Annotated in this window: 8 protein-coding genes and 1 pseudogene; 3 read left to right on the top strand and 6 right to left on the bottom strand. The window is 64.2% G+C overall.

The features are described from left to right. The coding region (locus MFF04_RS21670) for a hypothetical protein (RefSeq protein ID WP_238279072.1) at positions 1–226 on the bottom strand (226 nt) is incomplete at its 3' end. 373 nt (positions 227–599) lie between these two features. After that, a complete protein-coding gene (locus tag MFF04_RS21665) occupies positions 600–911 on the bottom strand; it encodes a hypothetical protein (RefSeq protein ID WP_238257893.1) in 312 nt (103 codons plus the stop codon). Between the two features lie 62 nt (positions 912–973). On the opposite strand from MFF04_RS21665, the gene MFF04_RS21660 reads away from it, so the two are divergent. From MFF04_RS21660 to MFF04_RS21650, 3 genes and pseudogenes are all read left to right on the top strand, one after another. Further along, entirely contained in the window at positions 974–1,195 is a 222-nt protein-coding gene (locus MFF04_RS21660; protein ID WP_198580454.1) for a hypothetical protein, read from the top strand. Further along, the gene (locus MFF04_RS21655) at positions 1,195–1,347 is read left to right on the top strand and encodes a hypothetical protein (RefSeq protein ID WP_198580453.1); all 153 of its coding nucleotides are present in this window, start codon (positions 1,195–1,197) and stop codon (positions 1,345–1,347) included. The genes MFF04_RS21660 and MFF04_RS21655 overlap by 1 nt, the downstream gene beginning before the upstream one ends. Before the next feature lie 19 nt (positions 1,348–1,366). After that, positions 1,367–1,465 (top strand): annotated as a pseudogene (locus MFF04_RS21650) (alpha/beta hydrolase); the annotation flags it as partial. Between the two features lie 781 nt (positions 1,466–2,246). Here the strand turns inward: MFF04_RS21650 and MFF04_RS21645 are convergent. The 4 genes from MFF04_RS21645 to MFF04_RS22005 form a co-directional block, all read right to left on the bottom strand. After that, entirely contained in the window at positions 2,247–2,618 is a 372-nt protein-coding gene (locus MFF04_RS21645) for a hypothetical protein (RefSeq protein ID WP_198580452.1), read from the bottom strand. Continuing rightward, positions 2,611–2,925 carry a hypothetical protein gene (locus MFF04_RS21640; protein WP_017483150.1) on the bottom strand — a complete coding sequence of 105 codons (315 nt, stop codon included), beginning with the start codon at positions 2,923–2,925 and terminating at the stop codon, positions 2,611–2,613. Before MFF04_RS21640 ends, MFF04_RS21645 begins: the two co-directional genes overlap by 8 nt. Then, positions 2,922–3,134 carry a hypothetical protein gene (locus MFF04_RS21635; protein ID WP_017483149.1) on the bottom strand — a complete coding sequence of 71 codons (213 nt, stop codon included), beginning with the start codon at positions 3,132–3,134 and terminating at the stop codon, positions 2,922–2,924. Before MFF04_RS21635 ends, MFF04_RS21640 begins: the two co-directional genes overlap by 4 nt. A 152-nt stretch (positions 3,135–3,286) precedes the next feature. Beyond that, on the bottom strand, positions 3,287–3,406 hold the full coding sequence (locus MFF04_RS22005; RefSeq protein WP_017483148.1) for a hypothetical protein: 120 nt from the start codon (positions 3,404–3,406) through the stop codon (positions 3,287–3,289). Positions 3,407–3,674 lie beyond the last annotated feature (268 nt).

The following is a 3,674-nucleotide window of genomic DNA, read 5'->3' as shown; positions in this document are numbered from 1 at the left end:
CGACCGCAAGCGCGCCGAGCGAGCCGCCCGCAGGGAGGCAGGCGCGCCCGATCCGCGGGCTCTCGACGCCGCCCTCGTCGACGCCCTCCGGGATGCCCTGCAGGGCACGTCGGGGCATGGCGCGCTCCGCCCCTCCGTGCGGCTCGACGACATCCTCAGGCGCGCCCTGGGGCACCTGCGCGGGCGCACGAACGGGGGCGTCCCGCTGCAGCGCGAGGCCGTGCACCAGGCCCTCTCCAACCGGTTGGCACCGCCTGCCGTCTGAGACCCTGGGAGCCCGCCAGGCAGGCCCGTCCCCCGTCCCGGCCCCTCTCACCCCGTCCCCATCGAGGCCCGCCCAGCCCCCTCCAGGGGCCTTGTCGTGTGAGGCCGTGAGGCAAGGTTCGGGATCCGGATTGTCGGTTGCACGGGGGGCCGCGAGGTTGGCCGGGTGCGGCGACGCATGAGGCTTGATCCCCTCGGGGGCCGGGCAGCCCCGGTCCCCGTCCTGCCCTCCCCGGGGTCCAACAGGCCCGGAAGGGGGGTGGGGGTCACGGGTCCTACCGGGAGGGGCGAGAACTTCAAGTCCCGGCGGCAAAGGTCCCGCGCGGCGCCAGAATTCAAATCGGGGTTCGCACCCCACAGGTTCGCAGGGGCCCATGGCTGTTGATGTAGCCGTTGAGGAACAGCGCCATGACGCGCACGCTACTGGCGCATCCGAAGATCAGCGCCGTGTTGGCCTCGCTGAAGCCCATCTCGGCGATCGGCCTCAGTGCGTTGCGCTCCATCGTGTCCCCCGGTATGGCGAGCGTGAAGGCGTTCAGCACCATCATCGTCGCCATGCACCACTCGAACAGGCGGTAGGTGCTGTAGGGGCCGGCGGAGTGCATCGGCAGGAGCGGGCGGCGAGCGGCGCCGTTCGAACCGGGCATGCGCCCCTCCTGCTTATCCTCGGGCCATCCAATCCGCCTCGCGCAGCTCGTCGGCCGTCACCGTGCCGGCGCCGATCTGCAGGCAGGAGATCTCGCGCGCCCTGAAAGGCGTCCGCCGCCACCTGGCAGAGCATGCCGGCAAGCGCGCCGCCGCGGCCGACGAGGTCCGTGCCGCCGCCGCCCGCCTGGGCCTGCTCAAGGCGCTAGCCACGGCCCGGCTCGTCATCCCCCACGTCGAGCTCGTCGAGATCGTCTCGCAGCTAGACACCCCGCAGGAGGCGTGATGCGCGCCCTCTTGCGTCTCACCGTCGGCACGGCACCGGCGTGTCACGTCACCACCGGCGCCATCGCCACCATCGCGTTCGTCGCCGCTGGGTATGGGGCTCCCCTGTTCGCCGCGGCCCTGGTGACGGGAGCCTGGGGCCTCGCGTTCTGAGGCCACCTTTTCATCACGATGGTCGTGGCCACGCCGCCGACGTCCTGCAGTCAACATCCACGACTTCAACAACCTGTTAGAGGAAGCGGTCTATCGCTTCGCCCAGATCGTCCACGACGGCCGATAGCCTCAGTGATGGCGCTGTAGGTTAGCAACCGATGACCTCAGGGCACAGCATTCTCAATGCGGTTGAAGCTATCAATTTAGGTGAGTTTGATACTCATCCCTTGTGAGCAAGCGCATCTCCGTTCGGCCGCCGGTGTCTAATCATGCGTAAATTTTCAGGTCTGTCCTACGCAATCCAGAGCGGAACCTCGATGACAATCCGTCGCTGATGCTGACTTTCGAAAGTATCATAAGGATATACAGAGCTTGATGCTCAAACCCAGTGCCGAAAAATTTTTAGCCGGCGCGCTTGCTGATTTTGTTTGGCCATTTCCGTGGACTATGCCACTCCTGTTTATGGATCTAAATATTATTTAGGACAAAACCCATCAACGATCTATCGGAGGTCCAGCGTCACATGTACGAACATCTCGGAAATCCCAACCCATTTGCCAACTTAAGGTGCGTGCTTCTATCCGTTAGCGCGCATTGTATGTACAAGTCACTTCGTCATACTACCAGAAATGAACTGCAAATATTATTCAAAAGCATTGGGATGAAGGGGTTTCTTCTCGAATTCGAGCTATCAAGCCTTGCAGATCCGCATGGCACTTCAATTAGCTCTGACTATATTCGCGGCAAGGTTGACGCCTTGATCGAGGACATACGCGCCACTCGGGCCCCCTCAGATCTCGCTGATCGTCTTGAGACGGCAGCGCGGGCGGCCTGGAAATGGCTTAGCCATGCGACATCGGCCCAGCTTTCTGAGGCCCTCGCTAACTCTATTATGCAGGTTAAAGCTGATAATAGCGATTCTGTAGTAAGTAGTGATATGGCAGAATGTGCCTAAAGCACGATCCGAGCGGGTTGAATCGTCTGGGGCGCCGGTTGCGCTGTATCTCGTAGCCGGCTGTCCTCGCCTTTTCGGCCCGGTGTTCCACGGCTCGTGAGCGAGGCTTTCTAGGCGCCCTGATCGGTCCGCACCTTCGGCTGTCGTCTGCGCGCTGAAGCTCGATCTCGATGCGGAAGCCGCGCTCCAACTCGTCGACCGAGATCTCGGGCCATCGGTCGAGGATGGCGTCGACCCACACGTCGGGGCTGTCTTCCTGGCGGATGCCCTCGCCGTTGATGAGCATCTGCGCTACCGCGGCGGAGAGGTCAGCCATCGGCGTCGCCCCTCCATCCCGCCGCTCTCGCGCTCGCAGCGGCCACCGCTGCCTCGGCCGCCTCAGCAAGGCGGACTCGGGCAGCATCGCAGGTGAAGCGGATCGTCTCGTCCTTGAAGCGTGTCTTCGGCAGGAACACGGTCAGCTCCTTGCTGATGCCGTGCCGCTGAAGGCGGGCGCCGCGCACCAGGGTTGGGCCGCAGACGAAATCGAAGCGGGCTATGACGCCGGCCGAGATCGCGCCCGGCTCAAGGTTGAGGTCGATCCGAGTGATGCGCGCCTCGCTAAGCTCTCGCGGGCGACTCACGGCTTCTGCTCCCGCCCTGCGGCCTCGCGATCGGCGAGCCAAGCAGCGACGGCGCCGCGGCGGGCGCAGACGGTCTTTCCGACCTTGAAGGTCGGAAGGCCGTGCGACTCCTTCAGGTGCTCGGCCTGCCGCTGTCGCCAACCAAACGCGGCGGCGATTGCAGGCATACCATAGAGGACATCATCGGGGCTCGGGGGGCGGTCGGTCATTGCTCTCCTCGTGCGTAAAGTCATGCGTAACGGAAGTGCCCGGAAACCGCGGGGAATGACCGTAAGCTGTTGATTTCATTGGACTCGATCGGGCGCGAGCTTCACCCATAGAAAAAGCCGCCCAGAGGCGGCTAAGTCTTTGATGTTAGATGCTATATTTCCGAGACAGTGATAGCACCCCCGGGAAACTGCTTGTGCGTCAGCGTCGAGCCGGCGTCCCGAGATTTCGCGTCCCCGAACAGGTCCCGCAGCACCTTCGTGTCGCGGATCATCGGGGCGAGCCGGGAGCGATGTAGGCTGTTTGGGCGCCGACGCCGGTGATCCAGGCCTGAACCGACTTGGCGACGAACTCTGGTCCGTTGTCCGAGGCGCACACCGCGTGCGGCGGTGTTCACCGCACTTCCACCATTGGCATCTGCCAGCGGAATAGCGGCCCCTCCGGCGGCGCGGACCGAAGCACGGAAGTGGCGCATCCGCCCGAACAAGCCTGAAGCGAACTCCTGACCCAAAGCAGGCCCTCGCTGGAGTGCGCCCCTGGGA

The organism is Methylobacterium jeotgali (genome assembly GCF_022179345.1).
Taxonomy (GTDB): Bacteria; Pseudomonadota; Alphaproteobacteria; order Rhizobiales; family Beijerinckiaceae; genus Methylobacterium; species Methylobacterium jeotgali.
Note: the sequence above shows the minus strand (reverse complement) of the source record. Positions and strands in the feature narration are given on the sequence as shown.